This window comes from Micromonospora aridisoli (assembly GCF_056150025.1).
This window is the reverse complement of record NZ_JAXCFK010000005.1, coordinates 135,954-152,774: the sequence shown is the minus strand read 5'-3', so window position 1 is coordinate 152,774 and position 16,821 is coordinate 135,954. Positions and strand designations below refer to the sequence as shown.

The window sequence follows — 16,821 nt, the reverse complement described above, 5'->3', positions numbered from 1 at the left end:
ACCGTGTTCAGCGTTACCGTCCGTGACCACATCATGATCGCCCACAGCTTCCGTGGCGAGGTCTTCGGCCCCGCCCAGCGGCTGCACGGCGCCACCTTCGTCGTCGACGCCGCCTTCCGCCGCCCCGACCTCGACGACGACGGCATCGTCGTCGACATCGGGCTGGCCACCGACCAGCTCAAGGCCGTGCTCGGCGAGCTGAACTACCGCAACCTCGACGACGAGCCCGCCTTCGCCGGGACGAACACCACCACGGAGGTGCTGGCCCGCACCATCGCCGATCGGCTCGCCGACCGGGTACGCGACGGTCAGCTCGGCGCCGGCGCCCGGGGACTGACCGGGATCACGGTCACCCTGCACGAGTCGCACGTGGCGTGGGCCAGCTACGAGCGGCCGCTGCCCGGCCACACCACCGACGGTGAGGGCACCGCCTGACGTGCCGACCCTGCACGTGATCCTGCCGGGCGACATCGACGACCCGGCCTCGCCCAGCGGCGGCAACGGATACGACCGGCGGGTCTGCTCCGGACTCGCCGCCGCCGGCTGGTCGGTCCGCGAGCACGCCGTGGCCGGCGACTGGCCGGCACCGGCCCCGGCGGCGCGGGCCGCGCTTGCGCGGGTACTGGCCGGGACACCCGACGACGCGCTGGTGCTGGTCGACGGCCTGGTCGCCTCGGTGGTGCCGGACGCCCTCGCCGCGCACTCCCGGCGGTTGCGCCTGATCGCCCTGGTGCACCTGCCCCGCGACGACGAGGCCGAGGCGCGCGCGCTGGCGGCGGTCACCGCGGTGATCGCCACCAGCACCTGGACCCGTGACGCACTGCTGCGGCGGTACGCGCTGCCGGCCGGGCGGGTCCACGTGGCCCCGCCCGGGGTGGACCCGGCGCCACCGGCGCCCGGGTCGGCGGCCGGTTCGGGGCTGCTGTGCGTCGCGGCGGTCGCCCGGCACAAGGGCCACGACGTGCTGGTCGAGGCGCTGACCTCGGTGGCCGACCGGCCCTGGACGTTGACCTGCGTCGGCTCGCTCAACCGGGAACCGGAGTTCGTCGAGCGGCTGCGCGAGCGCATCGGCGCGGCTCGGCTCGGTGACCGGATCCGGCTGACCGGGCCGCTGACCGGTGCGCGGCTCGACACCGCGTACGCCGCCGCCGACCTGCTGGTGCACCCGTCGCGCGGCGAGACGTACGGGATGGTCGTCACCGAGGCGCTGGCACGCGGCGTACCGGTGCTCGCCACCGCCGTCGGTGGACTGCCCGACACCCTGGGAGGCACCGCGACCGGCGAACGGCCCGGCCTGCTGGTGCCGCCCGACGACCCGGTCGCCCTCGCCACGGCGGTACGTCGCTGGCTCGACGACGCCGCGCTGCGCCGGCACCTGCGACACGCCGCCCACCGGCGACGGGAGACCCTCGCCGACTGGAGCACCACCGTCGCCCAGATCACCACGGCCCTGAAGGAGGCGTCGGCATGAACATCGAACTCCCGCCGGATTTCGCGCAGTGGCTCGCGCTCCGCGAACCCGCCGACGTGGCGGCCCGCTCCACCGAGCTGGTGGACACGCTGCGTGCGGCACTGCCCGGCGACGAACCCCTCGTCGTGCACGACCTCGGTGCCGGCACCGGCTCGCTGGGCCGCTGGCTGGCCCCGCTGCTGCCCGGGGCACAGCACTGGATCCTGCACGACCAGGACCCCGACCTGCTGGCCCGGGCCCGCGCCGGCATGCCCACCACCACCGCCGACGGCGCACCGGTGACCGTCGAGACCCGTCGGGGCGACCTGACCCGGTTGACCGCCGCCGACCTGGCCGACGCGGCTCTGGTCACCGCCTCGGCACTGCTCGACATGCTGACCGGCGAGGAACTCGACCAACTGGTCGAGGCCTGCGCCAAGGCCGGCTGCCCGGCCTTGTTCCTGATCTCCGTGACCGGCACCGTGCGGTTGACCCCGCCCCACCCGCTCGACGACGAGATCGCCGCGGCCTTCAACGCCCACCAGCGTCGTACCGTGAGCGGTCGCCGGCTGCTCGGGCCCGACGCCACCGACGCCTGCGTCGCCGCCTTCGCCCGGCACGGCGTGGACGTGCAGTTGCGGCCCAGCCCGTGGCTGCTCGGGCCGCAGCAGGCCGCCCTGGCGGTGGAATGGTTCACCGGATGGCTCGACGCGGCCCGCGAGGAACGCCCCGACCTCACCGGCCGAACCGACGAGTACGCGCGACGTCGGCTCAGGGAGGCTGAAACCGGTCGGCTCGGGGTACTGGTCGATCACGTCGACCTGCTGGCGCTGCGGCGTTGAACCGCTGGCCGACCAGCTACGTGCGTACAGTCAGGGAAGATCGCCATGCCGGGGAGGCACGAGTGGGGGATGAAGGTGGCAACGCCGTGCCCACGGCGGCCCCGGGAGCCCGGTCGTTCTGGGGCTGGGCGCGTCTGGCGCTGGGGCTGGCCGTCCTCGTGGGGCTGCTCTGCTGGCTCGGCACCGGTCCGTTCCTGGCCGGGCTGCGGTTGATCGACGCCCCCGCGCTCGCCGCCGCCCTCGCCATCGGGGTGCTCACCACGGTCTGCGCCGCCTGGCGGTGGAGCCTGGTCGCCGCTGGTCTCGGCGTACGCCTGCCGCTGCGGGAGGCGGTGGCCCACTGCTACCGGGCGATCTTCCTCAACGCGACCCTGCCGGGTGGGATCCTCGGCGACGTGCACCGCGCGGTGCGCCACGGCCGGGACGTCGGTGACGTCGGACGCGGCATCCGGGCGGTGGTGTGGGAACGGATGGCCGGTCAGGTGGTACTGGTCGCGGTCGCGGTGGTGCTGCTGTTCGCCTTCCCGTCGCCGGTGCGACCGTTCCTGCCGGTGGCCACCGCCGTGGCGGTGGCGGTGGTGGTCGTCGTGGTGCTGGCCGCCCGGCTGCTGCCGCAGTCCGGCGCGTCGCGGTGGACCCGCGCGGTGGGTACCGCCGTCTCCGACGTCCGTCTCGGGCTGCTCGGTCGGCGTACCTGGGCCGGAGTGCTGCTCGCCTCCGCGCTGGCGGTCGCCGGCCACCTGGCGACGTTCCTGGTGGCGGCCCGCACGGCGGGTTCCACCGCACCGCTGAGCCTGCTGCTGCCGCTGACCCTGCTGGCCCTGCTCGCGATGGGGGTGCCGGCCAACGTCGCCGGGTTCGGCCCCCGCGAGGGGGTGGCCGCGTGGGCGTTCGCCGCCGCCGGCCTGACCGCCGCCGAGGGGGTGGCCACCGCGACGGTGTACGGCGCCCTGGTGCTCGTCGCGAGCCTGCCCGGAGCCGCCGTGCTGCTGGCCCGACGTGTCCGTGTACCCGCCACCGTCTGACGAGGAGACCCATGTCCGAATCACTGCCTGTCGCCACCATCCGGACGCAGGTCACCGTGCCGCTGCGGTTTCCCGACGGCTACGCCACCACGGCCCGGCTGTTCACCTTCGACGGGCTGGTCGACGGCCGGGAGCACCTCGCCTTCGCGCTCGGCGACACCGGCGCGGCGGAGCCGAACGGGAAGGTGCCGCTGGTCCGCCCGCACAGCGAATGCCTCACCGGTGACGTGTTCGGCAGCCAGCGCTGCGACTGCGGGCCGCAGCTGCGCGAGGCGGTGCAGCGGATCGCCGACGCCGGCGGTTACCTGCTCTACCTCCGCCAGGAGGGGCGCGGCATCGGGCTGTACGCCAAGCTCGACGCGTACGCGCTGCAGGACGCTGGGCTGGACACCTTCGAGGCCAACGTCGCGCTCGGCCACGCCGAGGACGAGCGCGACTACACCGTGGCCGCGCAGATGCTCGCCGCCCTCGGCGTCGGGCCGATCGCGGTGCTGAGCAACAACCCGGAGAAGACCGAGCAGCTGGGCCGGCTCGGGATCACCGTGACCGAGCAGGTGCCCACGGGCGTGTTCCTGTCCCCGGCCAACGCCGAGTACCTCGCGGCCAAGGCCAGCCGCGCGGCCCGCGCCGCCGACCTCCCTTTCGTCCGGTGACCGGCCCGTCCGAGGTGGCACGGCCATACGTGCTGCTCAGCTGTGCCACCTCGATCGACGGCTACATCGACGACGCCACCGACGAGCGGCTGCTGCTCTCCAACGACGCCGATCTCGACCGGGTGGACGGGGTCCGGGCCAGTTGCGACGCGATCCTGGTCGGCGCCGGCACCGTCCGCCGCGACGACCCCCGGTTGCTGGTGCGCTGCGACCGTCGCCGGGCCGAACGGGTCGCCCGCGGCCTGCCGGCGTCACCGACCCGGGTGACCGTGACCGGCTGCGGCGACCTGGACCCGGACGCCCGGCTGTTCACCGTCGGCGACACCGACCGGATCGTCTACAGCGCCAGCGGTGCGGTGGAGAAGGCCCGGCACCGGCTGGACGGGCTGGCCACCGTCGTCGACGCCGGTGATCCGGTCGATCTGGCGTGGCTGCTGACCGACCTCGCCGAGCGGGGAGTAAGTCGGTTGCTGGTGGAGGGCGGCGCGGGCATGCACGGCCAGTTCCTTTCCCAGGGGCTCGCCGACGAGCTGCACCTGGTGGTTGCCCCGTTCTTCGTGGGCGACCGGCGGGCGCCGAGGTTCGTCGGTGAGGGCCACTTCCCGTGGCACCCGGGTCGACGGGCGCGGGTGGTGGAGGCCCGCCAGATCGGTGACGTGGTGCTGACCCGTTACGCGCTGTCGGAGCGTTGCGAGCGGACGTGAGAGCCCGTCCGGTCGAGGAACATCAGCCGGGCGCGCTTGTCGGGCAGCTCCACCAACGGCCCTTCGACGAAGCCGGCCCGCCGCAGCCGGGCGATCGCCTTGTCGTTGCGGGCGTCCGGCTCCATCACCAGCCGCAGCCGTCTCCGGTCGGTGAAGACGAACGCGATGAACTCGGTCAGCAGCGTGCCGGTGAAGCCCGGCTCGGGCCGCACCGGAGTGCCGATCAGCAGGTGGCCGCCGTGGTCGCCGGGGCGTACCGGATAGCACTCGCCGACCGGGTCGTGCTCCGGCTCGTAGGTCTGGAACAGCGCCACCGGGTGCCCGTCGCGCAGGGTGAGGTACGCGTGGTGGGTGGGCAGTGAGTCGACGTACCGGTAGATCTCGGCGACCCGGTCCCGGTCGGCGTCGCGCATCCCCCAGAACCGGGCCCGCTCCTGGCTGACCCACGAGTGGATCACCTCGGCGTCGGCGTCGGGTTCGACCGGCCGGAAGGTGACGACTCCGAACCGGGGCACGTGCCGTTCGTAGTGGTGCCGGTCAGTCATCGCGCTCCTCGGTCAGCCGGTCCCAGTCGCAGGTCACCGTGATCAGATCGCCGCGCGACCACAGCGGCAGCTGGTCGTCGCGGTGCGGACCGGCGCCGGTGGCACCGAGCGGCACCACCCACCGGCTGTTCTCCCGCCGGGCCAGGTCCCACACGTAGCGGGCCGCCGGTCCGCGAAGGCACAGGTCGGTGACGCCGGGAACGCTGGAGGTGGCCAGCACACAGTCGTGGTCGCCGGCCAGCCGCGGTCCCGGTGGCGCGGCCGGGTCGGGCAGCGCCCGCCACGGCGCGAGCCGGTGCCGGTCGCCCCAGAGTCGGCGGTCACCGGCGGCGGCGACCTCCTCGACCGCCTCGCGCAGCAGGGCGGCCCGGTCCAGTCCGGGCAGGTCGGCGTGCAGCAGCGGGGTCACCGCGTACCCGACCCGGGGGAGCAGGGCCAGCCAGGGCCGGAACACCTCCGGATGCGCCGGCGGTTCGGCCAGCCCCGCCAGGGCCGGGTGGGCGGCGAGCCGGCGTACCACCGCGGCCCGCAGGTCGGCGAAGGCGGCGGCGTCGACGCTGTCGGCGGCCATCCGGCGGTCCCAGGCCAGCAGACGTTCCCGCAGCCCCTGGGCGGCCGCGCCGAGCCCGTCCAGGCCGGCGACCAGCTCCAGCAACGGCCCTGCCGCGGCGAGGTAGGTGTCGGTGTGCACGGCGGCCAGCTGCTCGGGTCGCCAGTCGGTGGTCGCGTCCAGCAGCTCGCGGATCCGGTCGGCCCGGTACGGCGGGGCGAACTCCACCCCGAGTCCGGCGGAGACGCCGCGCTCGTTGGCCATCACCGCCACCTGGTCGACCGGTGCCTTCGGCATCGGGTGCCAGCCCTGCCAGGCGTGGCCCGCCTGCCAGCCGGGGACCACCCGCAGGCCATTGTCCGGGTGACGTCGAGGCACCCGGCCGGCCACCCGGTGCAGCAGCCGGCCGGCGGTGTCGGCCGCGAGGACCACGTTCACCGGCTCGACCCAGCCGTCCAGCGCCGCGTCGACGTCGTCGACGGTGCGTGCCCGCAGCAGCGCCGGCAGCACCGCGAAGCCCAGCTCGCCGAGGACGCGGGGCGGGTACCGCAGGCTGACCGTGACGGCCGGGTCGTCGTCCGGCCCACCGGACACCAGCGGCCCCCGCTCGGTCTCGATCACCTCGACCTCGACCCGATCGGCGCCGGCCACCTCGATCGTCTCGGTGTGCCGGTGTGCGGCCCCCCACCCGTCGGGCCCGTACGCCTCGACCGCCGAACCCTGGCGGCGCAACCGCTCGGCGTAGACGTCCTGGTAGTCGGCCATCGCGTTGGTGATCGCCCAGGCCACGGAGCCGGCGTGACCGAAGTGCGCGATGCCGGGCACCCCCGGTACGGCGAAGCCGAGCACGTCGTACTCCGGGCAGGCCAGGCGGATCTGCTGGTAGATGCCGGGCGCCTCGATGAACCGGTGCGGATCACCGGCGATCAACGCGGCTCCGTCGGCGGTGCGTTCCCCGCTCAGCAGCCAGCCGTTGCTGCCCGAGGTGACCGGCCCGTCGGCGGCGAACAGCCCGACGGCCTGCGGGCCGAGCCGCCGCGCCACGTGCTCCCGCCAGAGCTTGGCGGGGAAGCCGGCGAACAGCACGTGGTGACTGAGCCAGATCGCCAGCGGGGTCCACGGCTGCCAGCGACCGGGCACCAGCCCGGTGGCGGCGAACTCGGGTGCCTGTGCGGCACCCGCGGCCAGCCCGGCGTTGACCCCGTCGACGTAGCGACCCACCCACGCCGCGGTGGCCGGGTCCAGGCGGGCATGGCAGCGTCGTGCGGTGTCGTCGAGCCGGGCGCGGCGGGCGAAACTGTCCCACGCCACGGCGTCCGGGCCGAGGAAGGCGGCGGAGGTGCCCTGGGACCGGTGCCGTTCCACCTCGATCTGCCAGGCCCGGTCCACGGCCGTGACCCGGCCCTGGGCGAAGGCCAGCGACCCGTGGTCGTCGGCGCGCAGGTGGGGGACGCCGTAGCCGTCGCGGTAGCGGCGTGCGCTCACGACGCCACCGTACCGAGCCGGGCGCGGGCCGCCGGGACCACCAGGGGGGTGCCGGTCTCCGGGTCGTCGATGACCCGGCAGGGCAGGCCGAAGACCTCTTGGACCAGCTCGGCGGTGACGACCCGCCGGGGTTCGCCGGAGGCCACCACCTGACCACCGCGCATCGCGATCAGGTGGGTGGCGTACCTGGCGGCGTGGTTGAGGTCGTGCAGCACCGCGACCAGGGTGCGGCCCTGCTCCTCGTGCAGCCGGGCACACAGGTCGAGGACCTCGATCTGGTGGGCGATGTCGAGGTAGGTGGTCGGCTCGTCGAGCAACAGCAGCGGGGTCTGCTGGGCCAGCGCCATGGCCAGCCAGACCCGCTGACGCTGGCCGCCGGACAGCTCGTCGACCAGCCGGTCGGCGAGGTCGTCGACGCCGGTGGCGGCCATCGACTCGGCGACGATCCGCTCGTCGTCGGGGGACCACTGCCGCAGCAGACCCTGGTGCGGGTAGCGGCCCCGGGCCACCAGTTCGGCCACGCCGATCCCGTCCGGGGCGATCGGCGACTGGGGCAGCAGCCCGAGCGTACGGGCCACGGCGCGGGCGGGCAGCCGCTGAATGTCGGCGCCGTCCAGCAGCACCGACCCGGCGGCCGGTTTCAGCAGCCGCGACAGCGCACGCAGCAGGGTGGACTTTCCGCACGCGTTCGGGCCGATGATGACCGTGAAGGAGCGGTCGGGCACGGCGACGGTCAGTTCCTCGGCGACGACACGTCGGTCATAGGCGAGCCGCAGCTCGCTGCCACCGAGCCGGGAGGTCGGCATGCTGGTTACTCCGTTCTCGTTATGGAGGTCGTCACCGTCGGACCGTCGGCGGTCTCGTCACCGTCGGTCGGCCTGCTCGGCGGTCTCGTCACAGTCGGCCCGCCCGGCGCTCGGTGGCCAGCAGCCACACCAGGTAGCCACCGCCGATGACGCCGGTCACCACGCCGACGGGCAGTTGACCGGGCAGGGCCCGCAGCGCGACCTGATCGGCGACGACGGTGATCAGCGCGCCGATGACCGCCGCCGGCAGCAGGGTGACGCCGGGCGCCCGGGTGAGACGACGGGCCAGGTGCGGGGCGGTGAGCGCGACGAACGGCACCGGGCCGGCGGCGGCCGCGGAGAGCGCCACCAGCAGTACGGCTCCGGCGAGCAGCAGCATCCGCAACCGGTGCACGCTCACGCCCAGCCCGCTGGCGGCGTCGTCGCCCAGCTCGGTCATCCGCAGCGCCGGCGCGCAGCCGAGCAGCACCGGCACCAGGACCGCGAGGGCGGCCAGCAGCGGTGCGGCGTCGGACCAGCCGCGGCCGTCGAGGCTGCCGGTGAGCCAGAGCATGGCCCGGGAGGCGCTCATCAGCGGCACCCGGGTCATCAGGTAGCCGTTGACGCCGGTGAGGATGGCCGACATGCCGATGCCGACCAGGACCAGTCGGTAGCCGTGCACCCCGCGCCGCCAGGCGACCAGGTAGATGAGCAGGCCGGTGGCGACGCCGCCGAGGGCCGCGGAGCCGGCGAGGGCGGCGCTGCTGCCGCCGACGGCGACCACGACGAGCGCACCGGTGGCCGCGCCCTGAGTGAAGCCGAGCACGTCCGGGCTGCCCAGCGGGTTGCGGACCAGTGACTGGAACACCGCGCCGGCCAGGCCGAGCGCGGCACCCACGGCCACGCCGGTGACCAGCCGGGGCAGTCGCAGCTGGGTGACGATGAACTCCTCGGCGGGGCTGCCGCCGCCGGTCAGGGTGCGCAGCACGTCGGCCGGGGACATCGGATAGTCGCCGTGCCCGACGGCCAGCACGCCGACGCCGAGGGTGAGCAGCAGGCAGACGGTGCCGACGGCGAGGACGCGTGGTCGCAGCCGGACGGAGAGCCGGCCGGGAGTACGGATCACGATCATCGGCGGGTCGTCCTCGTCCTGATCACCAGGGCCAGGAAGAGCGGACCACCGACGACCGCGGTGATCAGGCCGACCTGGAGCTCACCGGGGCGGCCGAGGACCCGGCCGAGCACGTCGGAGCCGAGCAGCAGCACCGGGGCGAGCAGCGCGCAGTAGGGCAGCAGCCAGCGCAGGTCGGGGCCGGTGAGGGCGCGGACCAGATGCGGCACGAGCAGCCCGACGAAGACGATCGGTCCGCAGGCGGCGGTGGCGGCACCGCAGAGCAGGGTGATGGCGATGATCACGCCCGCCCGGGCCAGGGCCGGGCGGGCGCCCAGGGCCTGGGCGGCGTCGTCGCCGAGCGCGAGGGCGTTGAGCGGGCGGGCGGCGGCCAGCGCGACCAGCAGGCCGGCGGCGATGAACGGCAGCACCCGCAGCACCGTGCCGGTGTCGGCGCCGGCCAGCGACCCGACGGTCCAGAAGCGCAGCCGCTCCAGGCCGGCGGCGTCGAGCAGCATCACCGCGCTGACGTAGGAGTAGAGGGCCGCGTTGAGCGCCGCGCCGGCCAGTGCCAGGCGTGCCGGGGTGGCCGCCCGACCGCCTCCGACGGCGTACACCCCGACGGTGACGACGGCGGCGCCGAGCAGCGCGAACCACACCTGACCGGTACCACCGCCGAGGCCGAACAGGGCGGTGGCGGTGGCGATGGCGGCGGCGGCCCCGGCGTTGATGCCGAGCAGCCCGGGATCGGCGAGCGGGTTACGGGTGAGTGCCTGCATCGCCGCGCCCGCCACGCCGAGCGCGGCGCCGGCCAGCAGCCCGAGCAACGTACGGGGCAGCCGCAGTTGCCGCACGACCGCGTACTCGGCGGCGTCGCGGTCGGTCAGGGCGTCCCAGACGTCGGGCAGGGGGATCGGCTTGGCGCCGATGGCGATGCTGAGCACCGCGACGACGAGCATGGCCAGCGCGGCGACGACGAGACCGCCGGCGCGCAGGGCGGCCCGGCGCTGCCGGGGTGGTGCGGTCGACCGGGCCGGCGTCGCTTGGGGTGGCGACTCGATGACGGACAGGGTGGACTCCAGTGTGGTGCGAAACGCCGTCGGGACTTGACAGGAGCCGAGTCTAGGCAGGAAGTTAGGTTAGGTTAGCCTAACCTGGTTGTCCATGGTCCCGAGACCCTCATCGAAAGACGACACGAATGTCTGAGCACCTCTCCACCCGTGGCCTCTCCCGCCGGGGCCTGCTCGCCGTCGGCGGTGCCGCCGTGGCCGCCGCGCTCGTCGGCTGCGGCCGCGACGACAACGCCGGCAGCAGCACCGACAACGCCTCGGGCCCCTGGTCGTTCACCGACGACCGCCCCGAGAAGGTCGCCGCCGACGCCCGACCCGAGCGGGTGGTCGCCTTCACCGGCTCCGCCGCAGCACTGGTCGACTTCGGACTCGGTCGCGAGGTTGTCGGTGTGTTCGGCGAGACGAAGAAGGCGGACGGCAGCGTGGAACCGCAGGCCGGGGACCTGGACGTGGAGAGCGTGGAGATCCTCGGCAACGTCTGGGGCGAGTTCAGCGTCGAGAAGTACGCCGCCCTGCGCCCGGAGTTGCTGGTCACCCACATGTACGACCCGGGCGCCTACTGGTACGTCCCGGACGAGAGCAAGGACAAGATCCTCCCGTTGGCGCCGGTGGTGACCATCACCACCGCGAGGGTGCCGATGACCAAGCCGATCGAGCGGTACGCCCAGCTCGCCGAGTCCCTCGGCGCGGACCTGGCGGCACCGAGGGTCACCGACGCCAAGGCGCGGTTCGAGGCCGCCGCCGAGGCGGTGCGCCAGGCCGTCGCGGCCAACCCGGGCATCAAGGTGATGGCCACCTCGGGTAGCCCCGACCTCTTCTACGTCTCCAACCCGAAGGTCAGCACCGATCTGATGTACTTCGCCGAACTCGGCGTCGACATCGTGGAGCCGACCAAGCTCGAGGCCGGCGACTACTTCGAGGCACTCAGCTGGGAGAACGCCGACAAGTTCCCGGCCGACCTGATCCTGCTCGACAACCGTGGCACCGCCCTGCAACCGACCGACCTGGCCGCCAAGCCCACCTGGAAGCGACTGCCCGCCGTCCAGGCCGGGCAGGTCACGCCGTGGGACGCGGTGCCCCGCTTCTCGTACGCCGGCGCGGCTCCGCTGCTGGAGAACCTCGCCAAGGCGATCCAGGGAGCGAAGAAAGTCACCTGACGCCCCGGGCGGCCGGCTCGCGCCACCACCGCACCGGCCGCCCGCCACCGCCCTCCCAGAACCGCAGGGCCCGCAGCACTTGTGGTGCGGCGGGTTCCGGCTGCCCGAAAACGAACCGCCGAGCGTGGAGGACACGTCCATGACCCTGCCGGGGCACACCGCCGAGGTAACGCCGAGCCATCCGACGCCGGGGCCCACACCCGCCCGGGCGCACCTGCTCAGCGGCGACACAGTGGAGCAGTACCGCCAGGCGGTGGCCGCCGGCACCGACCGGGTCGCCCGCCGGGTCGCCGCGGCGCCCGGACCCTTCACCGGCGTACGCCCCGACGAACTCGCCCCTCAGGTGGAGGCGATCGACCTGGACCGGCCGCTGGGCGACACCACCGCCGCGCTCGACGAACTGGAGGACGTCTACCTGCGCGACGCCGTCTGGTTCCACCACCCCCGCTACCTGGCCCACCTCAACTGCCCGGTGGTGATTCCGGCGCTGCTCGGCGAGGCGGTCCTCAGCGCGGTCAACTCCTCGATGGACACCTGGGACCAGAGTGCCGGCGGCACCCTCATCGAGCGCCGGCTCATCGAGTGGACGGCCGACCGGATCGGCCTCGGCCCGGCCGCCGACGGCGTGTTCACCAGCGGCGGCACCCAGTCCAACCTGCACGCCCTGCTGCTGGCGCGGGAGGAGGCCCTGGCCGCGGCGACGCCCGCCGACCGACGCGTCCTGCTGCCCCGGCTGCGGATCATCGCCTCGGCGGCCGGGCATTTCAGCGTGCAGAAGGCGGCCAAGCTGCTCGGTCTGGCGCCGGACGCGGTCGTGGTGGTGGAGACCGGCCCCGACCGGCGGATGCGTCCCGGCGCGGTCCGGCACGAGATCGCCCGCTGCCGGCGTGCCGGTCTCACCGTCATGGCGGTGGTGGCCACCGCGGGCACCACCGACTTCGGCACCATCGATCCGCTGGACGAGATCGCCGAGGTGTGCGCCACCGCCGGCGTCTGGCTGCACGTCGACGCCGCGTACGGCTGCGGGCTGCTGGTCTCGCCCACCCGCCGGCACCTGCTCGACGGCATCGAACGCGCCGACTCGGTGACCGTCGACTACCACAAGTCCTTCTTCCAGCCGGTCAGCTCCAGCGCGCTGGTGGTCCGCGACCGGCGGACGCTGCGGCACGCCACCTGGCACGCCGACTACCTCAACCCGGCCCGGGCGGTCGCCCAGCGCATCCCCAACCAGGTCGACAAGAGCCTGCAGACCACCCGTCGGTTCGACGCGCTCAAGCTCTGGCTGACCCTGCGGGTGATGGGCCCCGACGCCGTCGGTGAACTCTTCGACGAGGTTTGCGACCGGGCCGCGCAGGCGTGGGACCTGGTCGCTGCCGACCCGCGCTTCGAGGTGCTGACCCGCTCGCGGCTGAGCACCGTGGTGTTCCGCTGGCGGCCGACCGGACCGGGTCGGGAACTGGCCGACGCGGCGAACCTGCGGGCCCGCGAGGCGCTGGCCGCATCCGGTCTCGCGGTGGTCGCCGGCACCAAGGTCGACGGCCGGCAGTACCTCAAGTTCACCGTCCTCAACCCGGCCACCACCGCCGACGACGTCGCCTACGTGCTGGACCTGATCGCCGAGCACGCCGGCCGGTACGTGCACGAACACGCCGAATCGTCCGCCGCCGCCGACCTGACCTGCCCGGTCGGCTGACCATGCCACCCGCGAACCCGAGCCTGGAGGGCCGGATGTCCAGCTACGACTTCATCGGGATCGGCCTCGGCCCGTACAACCTCGGTCTGGCCTGCCTGACCGCCCCCGTCGCCGACCTCGACGGGCTGTTCCTGGAGGCCCGCGACGACGTCTCGTGGCATCCCGGCATGCTGCTGGAGTCGTCCCGGTTGCAGACGCCGTTCCTGGCCGACCTGGTGACCCTCGCCGACCCCACCTCACCCTTCTCCTTCCTCAGCTACCTCAAGGAGATCGGGCGGCTCTACCCGTTCTACATCCGGGAGAGCTTCTTCCCGCTGCGGGTGGAGTACGACGCCTACTGTCGTTGGGCGGCCGCCAAGCTGCCCAACCTGCGCTTCGGCCACCGGGTCACCGCCGTGGAGCACGACCCCGCCGACGACCGGTACGTGGTGACGGCCACCGCCGACGGAACGACGGTCACCCACCGGGCCCGGCACCTGGTGCTCGGCACCGGCACCCCGCCGCACCTGCCGGCCGCCTGCGCCGGCCTGACCTCCGACGCGGTGCACAACTCGCGCTACCTGGAGCACCGGGACGCGTTGCGGGCCAAGCGGAGCATCACCATCGTCGGCAGCGGCCAGAGCGCCGCCGAGATCTACCACGACCTGCTCGGTGACATCGGCACCCACGGCTACCAGCTGAACTGGGTCACCCGCTCGCCCCGCTTCTTCCCGCTGGAATACACCAAGCTCACGCTGGAGATGACCTCACCGGACTACGTGGACTACTTCCACGCCCTGCCCGAGCCCACCCGGTACCGCCTCGAAGCCGAGCAGAAGGGGCTGTTCAAGGGGATCTCCGCCGACCTGGTCAACGACATCTACGACCTGCTTTATGCCTCAAGCGTCGACGGCCCGGTGAACACCCGCCTGCTGACCAACACCGAGCTGACCGCAGTGACCCACGACGAGACCACCGGAGTGCACACCCTCAACCTGCGCCACGTCGAGCAGGAACGGGACTTCACTCTGGACACCGAGGGGCTGGTGCTGGCTACCGGCTACCGGTACGAGGTACCAGCGTTCCTGGAGCCGATCCGGCACCGGCTGCGTTTCGACGGTCACGGCCGGCTCGACGTCGCCCGCAACTACAGCGTCGACTCCACCGGACGCGGCGTGTTCCTGCAGAACGGCGGTACCCACACGCACAGCATCACCTCACCCGACCTGGGCATGGGCCCGTACCGCAACAGCTGGATCATCCGGGAGATGCTCGGCCGCGAGCCGTACCCGATCGAGAAGTCGATCACCTTCCAGGACTTCGGGGTGACGGCGTGACCGGGCCGGTCTACACCCGCCACGACCGGCGGCTCGGCGAGTTCGCCCTGCGTACGCTCGACGTGGCCGCCGACGCCCCACTGCTGCACCGGTGGGTGACCCACCCCAAGGCGGCGTTCTGGCTGATGCAGGACGCCGACGTCGACGCCGTGACCGCCGAGTACCAGCGCATCGCCGACCATCCGCACCACGAGGCGTACCTCGGGCTGTGGCGCGCCGAGCCGGCGTTCCTCGCCGAACGGTACGACCCGGCGCGGGTCGAACTGGTCGGCCTGCACGACGCCCGACCCGGCGACGTCGGGATGCACTTTCTCTGCGCACCCACCGACACCCCCGTGCACGGCTTCACCCGAGCCGTCATCACCACCGTGATGGCCTGGCTCTTCGCCGACCCCGCCACGGAACGGGTCGTGGTCGAGCCGGACGTGCGCAACACCGCCGTGCACGCGCTCAACGCGGCGGTCGGCTTCGAGGTGATCGGACCGATCACCAAGCCGGAGAAGACGGCCCTGCTGAGCATCTGCACCCGGCAGCGGTTCCTGGCCGCCACCCGAAACGAAGGAGTACCGGCATGACCTCGCGCTCACCCGTCGCCCACCTGCGCCCGGAGACCTGGGAGCGGGCCAACCGGCTGCTGGTGCGCAAGGCGCTCGCCGAATTCACCCATGAGCGTCTGCTCACCCCCGAACCGGACGGTCCGGCCGCCGACGCCAACGGCCGCCGCTGGTACGCCGTGACCGCCGCCTCCGGCGCCGTCCGGTACCGCTTCGCGGCCCGGGTGCTGACGCTGGAGCACTGGGACATCGACCCGGAGAGCATCACCCGGCGCCGGGGCGCCGAGACACTGCCGCTGGACGCGGTCGACCTCTGCCTCGACCTGCGCGACGCGCTCGGCCTCACCGACCGGATCCTGCCGGTCTACCTGGAGGAGATCACGTCCACCCTGGCCGGCCTGGCGTACAAGCTGGACCGGGCGCTGCCCAGCGCGGCGAAGCTGATCGAGGCGGACTTCCAGACCATCGAGACGTCGATGACCGAGGGACACCCCTGCTTCGTGGCCAACAACGGGCGGCTCGGCTTCGGCGTCGACGAGTACCACCGGTACGCCCCCGAGGCGGCCCAGCCGGTCCGGCTGATCTGGCTCGCTGCCCACCGCGACCACGCCACCTTCACCAGCGCCGGCGACCTGGACCAGGAGACGCTGCTGCGTACCGAACTCGGTGCGGCGACTCTCGCTCGGTTCGCCGGGACCATGGCCGAACTGGGCCTGGACCTTGCCGACTACCACCTCATCCCGGTGCACCCCTGGCAGTGGTGGAACAAGCTGTCGGTCACCTTCGCCGGCGAGGTGGCGCGTCGCCGGCTGGTCTGCCTCGGTGAAGGGCCCGACGAGTACCTCGCCCAGCAGTCCATCCGCACCTTCTTCAACGTCAGCCACCCCGAGCGGCACTACGTCAAGACCGCCCTGTCCGTGCTGAACATGGGCTTCATGCGGGGCCTGTCGGCCGCGTACATGGAGGCCACCCCGGCCATCAACGACTGGCTGGCCGACCTGATCGACGGCGACGAGGTGTTCCGGTCTACCGGACTGACGATCATCCGGGAGCGGGCCGCCGTCGGCTACCGGCACCGTCAGTACGAGGCCGCCACCGACCGGTACTCGCCGTACCGGAAGATGCTGGCCGCGCTCTGGCGGGAGAGCCCGGTACCCGACCTGGCTCCCGGCCAGCGGCTGGCCACCATGGCGTCGCTGCTGCACGTGGACGCCGACGGCCGGTCGTTCGCCGCCGAGCTGATCGCCGCCTCCGGACTGGCGCCGAGGACCTGGCTGCGCCGCTACCTGAACGCCTACCTGACTCCGCTGCTGCACGCCTTCTACGCCTACGACCTGGCGTTCATGCCGCACGGCGAGAACGTCATCCTGGTGCTGCGCGACGGGATCGTCGAGCGGGTGATCTTCAAGGACATCGCCGAGGAGATCGTGGTGATGGGCGCCGAGACGCAGTTGCCGCCGGCGGTCGAGCGGATCCGCGCCGACATCCCGGAAGACATGAAGCTGCTGTCCATCTTCACCGACGTCTTCGACTGCTTCTTCCGCTTCCTCGGCGCGTTGCTCGCCGACCAGGACGTCGTCGACGAGGAGGACTTCTGGCGTACCGTCGCCGACTGCGCCACCGAGTACGCCGGCCGGGTGCCCCACCTGGCCGACCGGCTGGCCCGTTACGACCTGTTCGCGCCGGAGTTCGCGCTCTCCTGCCTCAACCGGCTGCAACTGCGGGACAACCAGCAGATGGTCGACCTGGCCGACCCGTCGGCCGCGCTGCAACTCGTCGGTGCCCTGACCAATCCGCTCGCCCGCTTCGCCCCCGGCGACGGGTAGGCGGTGCGCCAGAGGCCGGTCCCGGCGGGACCGGCCCGTCACGGTCCGGTCGGGC

General features: G+C 73.2%; 16 protein-coding genes. 11 read left to right on the top strand and 5 right to left on the bottom strand.

The features are described from left to right. Nucleotides 1-3 precede the first annotated feature (3 nt). The 6 genes from SM447_RS12715 (at nt 4) to SM447_RS12690 (ending at nt 4,674) form a co-directional block, all read left to right on the top strand. The gene (locus tag SM447_RS12715) at nt 4-435 is read left to right on the top strand and encodes a 6-pyruvoyl trahydropterin synthase family protein (protein WP_474572960.1); all 432 of its coding nucleotides are present in this window, start codon (nt 4-6) and stop codon (nt 433-435) included. After that, nucleotides 419-1,471, top strand: coding sequence for a glycosyltransferase family 4 protein (locus SM447_RS12710; RefSeq protein ID WP_474572959.1), 1,053 nt, complete (start codon nt 419-421; stop codon nt 1,469-1,471). Before SM447_RS12715 ends, SM447_RS12710 begins: the two co-directional genes overlap by 17 nt. Then, nucleotides 1,468-2,292, top strand: coding sequence for a methyltransferase domain-containing protein (locus SM447_RS12705; protein WP_474572958.1), 825 nt, complete (start codon nt 1,468-1,470; stop codon nt 2,290-2,292). Before SM447_RS12710 ends, SM447_RS12705 begins: the two co-directional genes overlap by 4 nt. Before the next feature lie 86 nt (nt 2,293-2,378). Then, nucleotides 2,379-3,317, top strand: coding sequence for a lysylphosphatidylglycerol synthase domain-containing protein (locus SM447_RS12700; RefSeq protein ID WP_474573266.1), 939 nt, complete (start codon nt 2,379-2,381; stop codon nt 3,315-3,317). An 11-nt stretch (nt 3,318-3,328) separates the two neighbouring features. Beyond that, the gene (locus tag SM447_RS12695) at nt 3,329-3,970 is read left to right on the top strand and encodes a GTP cyclohydrolase II (protein WP_474572957.1); all 642 of its coding nucleotides are present in this window, start codon (nt 3,329-3,331) and stop codon (nt 3,968-3,970) included. Beyond that, nucleotides 3,967-4,674, top strand: coding sequence for a RibD family protein (locus SM447_RS12690; protein WP_474572956.1), 708 nt, complete (start codon nt 3,967-3,969; stop codon nt 4,672-4,674). The genes SM447_RS12695 and SM447_RS12690 overlap by 4 nt, the downstream gene beginning before the upstream one ends. Here the strand turns inward: SM447_RS12690 and SM447_RS12685 are convergent. The 5 genes from SM447_RS12685 to SM447_RS12665 all read right to left on the bottom strand — a co-directional run bounded on the left by SM447_RS12685 (nt 4,641) and on the right by SM447_RS12665 (nt 10,109). Continuing rightward, nucleotides 4,641-5,219 (bottom strand): GNAT family N-acetyltransferase, encoded by a 579-nt coding sequence (locus tag SM447_RS12685; RefSeq protein ID WP_474572955.1) that lies wholly within the window; start codon nt 5,217-5,219, stop codon nt 4,641-4,643. The two genes, SM447_RS12690 and SM447_RS12685, sit on opposite strands and share 34 nt — an antisense overlap. Further along, nucleotides 5,212-7,254, bottom strand: a complete 2,043-nt coding sequence (locus SM447_RS12680; RefSeq protein ID WP_474572954.1) for a penicillin acylase family protein — start codon at nt 7,252-7,254, stop codon at nt 5,212-5,214. Before SM447_RS12680 ends, SM447_RS12685 begins: the two co-directional genes overlap by 8 nt. After that, nucleotides 7,251-8,060 (bottom strand): ABC transporter ATP-binding protein, encoded by an 810-nt coding sequence (locus SM447_RS12675; protein WP_474572953.1) that lies wholly within the window; start codon nt 8,058-8,060, stop codon nt 7,251-7,253. Before SM447_RS12675 ends, SM447_RS12680 begins: the two co-directional genes overlap by 4 nt. 88 nt (nt 8,061-8,148) lie before the next feature. Then, nucleotides 8,149-9,171, bottom strand: a complete 1,023-nt coding sequence (locus tag SM447_RS12670; RefSeq protein ID WP_474572952.1) for a FecCD family ABC transporter permease — start codon at nt 9,169-9,171, stop codon at nt 8,149-8,151. Continuing rightward, complete coding sequence (locus tag SM447_RS12665) at nt 9,168-10,109, bottom strand: FecCD family ABC transporter permease (protein ID WP_474572951.1); 942 nt, start codon at nt 10,107-10,109, stop codon at nt 9,168-9,170. The genes SM447_RS12670 and SM447_RS12665 overlap by 4 nt, the downstream gene beginning before the upstream one ends. Nucleotides 10,110-10,348: 239 nt before the next feature. Here SM447_RS12665 and SM447_RS12660 point away from each other — a divergent pair, with 239 nt between their 5' ends. The 5 genes from SM447_RS12660 (at nt 10,349) to SM447_RS12640 (ending at nt 16,766) form a co-directional block, all read left to right on the top strand. Next, nucleotides 10,349-11,377, top strand: a complete 1,029-nt coding sequence (locus tag SM447_RS12660; protein WP_474572950.1) for an ABC transporter substrate-binding protein — start codon at nt 10,349-10,351, stop codon at nt 11,375-11,377. A 139-nt stretch (nt 11,378-11,516) separates the two neighbouring features. After that, complete coding sequence (locus SM447_RS12655; RefSeq protein ID WP_474572949.1) at nt 11,517-13,070, top strand: pyridoxal phosphate-dependent decarboxylase family protein; 1,554 nt, start codon at nt 11,517-11,519, stop codon at nt 13,068-13,070. Between the two features lie 35 nt (nt 13,071-13,105). Continuing rightward, the gene (locus tag SM447_RS12650; protein ID WP_474572948.1) at nt 13,106-14,386 is read left to right on the top strand and encodes a lysine N(6)-hydroxylase/L-ornithine N(5)-oxygenase family protein; all 1,281 of its coding nucleotides are present in this window, start codon (nt 13,106-13,108) and stop codon (nt 14,384-14,386) included. Continuing rightward, nucleotides 14,383-14,961 carry a GNAT family N-acetyltransferase gene (locus SM447_RS12645; protein WP_474572947.1) on the top strand — a complete coding sequence of 193 codons (579 nt, stop codon included), beginning with the start codon at nt 14,383-14,385 and terminating at the stop codon, nt 14,959-14,961. Before SM447_RS12650 ends, SM447_RS12645 begins: the two co-directional genes overlap by 4 nt. Further along, nucleotides 14,958-16,766, top strand: a complete 1,809-nt coding sequence (locus SM447_RS12640; RefSeq protein ID WP_474572946.1) for an IucA/IucC family protein — start codon at nt 14,958-14,960, stop codon at nt 16,764-16,766. The genes SM447_RS12645 and SM447_RS12640 overlap by 4 nt, the downstream gene beginning before the upstream one ends. Nucleotides 16,767-16,821 lie beyond the last annotated feature (55 nt).